Origin of the sequence: Nodularia spumigena CCY9414, assembly GCF_000340565.2 — a bacterium.
GTDB classification, from domain to species: Bacteria; Cyanobacteriota; Cyanobacteriia; order Cyanobacteriales; family Nostocaceae; genus Nodularia; species Nodularia spumigena.
In genome coordinates this window covers 2,060,737-2,062,227 of record NZ_CP007203.1, presented here as the reverse complement: position 1 = coordinate 2,062,227, position 1,491 = coordinate 2,060,737, and the positions used below count along the sequence as shown (strand labels likewise).

Sequence of the window (1,491 nt, the reverse complement as noted above, 5' to 3'; positions counted from 1 at the left end):
CACGCTGTTGCAGCAATTCAGCTTGCGTAAGTCCCAAGGGGACACGCTTCGCGAACGGCATCTACAAAAACTCGGACGCTTGACTAAAAGACCATTAGAAGTTGCAATAAAATTTGTTAATCCAACATCTATTCCTACTGCTTCCCCGTGTGGCATGGGTTGGGGTAGACTAATATCCCACTGGATAGTTAACATTACGTACCATCCAGAAACACGCTTGACTACACGTGCTTGTTTCATCCCTCCCCCATCTGGGATTGAACGGGATTGTCGGAATTTAACCCAACCAATCACAGGTAGGTTAATTCTCCCACCACTTAATTTATCCCCCTTCATTTGCCAGAAGACAAAACTACGCATCTTTCCAGATTTTTTAAATCTAGGAAATCCATGATTTTGTTCCCACATACTTGTGAATGCGTTTTCAACTCGTTTTAACGTTTGTTGCAATACCTGAGATTGTACTGATTTTAGATCAGGATTAGCCCTTTTGGCTTCGGTTAATGATTTGCATTGACTAGCGTAGGTGGGACGGGGAGTCTCAGCAGAAATGATGTATTATGAAAAAACGAACCACGAAGGACACAAAGGACACGAAGTTAAGAGGGTTTCAGAGAGTTCTTGCGTAAGTCCTAATTATTTTTAACTATCGCTATAATGAAAGATAAATTAAATGCTCAAATAAAAAGCCTTCCTAGAAGGACGGGGAACCTTAAACCCACTATTTTCGGTAAATATCTCTAATTACCAATTCTGACTAAATTTTTCGTGAATGTCCAATTAATACATACACTTTTATCAGCGTCCTGAGCGAGAAATGATTAAACAGTTATCATCAGGGGTAACTGCCTTTATCCCAAAATATTTATATGCTAAGTCAGACGCTAAAATACGCTTATTACCCCGGCTGTGTGGCTCAAGGAGCTTGCCGAGAGCTTTATATATCAACTCAAGCTTTAACTCAAGCATTGGGTATTGAACTAATTGAACTGAAAAAAGCTGCTTGTTGCGGTTCAGGCACATTTAAAGAAGATTCCCAATTACTCGAAGATACTGTCAACGCCAGAAATATAGCTTTAGCAGAAGAATTAAATCTACCTTTACTTACCCATTGCAGCACTTGTCAGGGTGTAATTGGTCATGTCAACGAAAACCTGAAACAATGCCAAACAAACAACCCTGGCTATGTGGAACAAGTAAATGGCTTATTGCAAAAAGAAGGGTGTTCACCTTATCGTGGCAGTAGCGAAGTTAAACATATTCTCTATGCGCTGCTCACAGATTATGGTTTAGAGGAAATTACCAAACGTGTCACACGTAAGTTAACAGGATTAAAATGCGCCGCTTTTTATGGCTGCTATCTCCTGCGCGCTCAAAAGTATATGCCCTATGATGACCCCTTCCACCCCGAAGGTATGGAAAATATGTTTCGGGCGGTAGGCGCAACCCCGAATTTATTACCGTGGTCGGACTCAATGTTGCGGCTGGCCT

Annotated in this window: 2 pseudogenes; one reads left to right on the top strand and one right to left on the bottom strand. The window is 41.3% G+C overall.

Annotated elements, in window-relative coordinates:
- Positions 1 to 360 (bottom strand): annotated as a pseudogene (locus tag NSP_RS26820) (hypothetical protein); the annotation flags it as partial.
- Between the two features lie 509 nt (positions 361 to 869).
- Between NSP_RS26820 and NSP_RS09205 the strand changes: the two are divergent.
- Positions 870 to 1,491: pseudogene (locus NSP_RS09205) on the top strand (CoB--CoM heterodisulfide reductase iron-sulfur subunit B family protein); the annotation flags it as partial.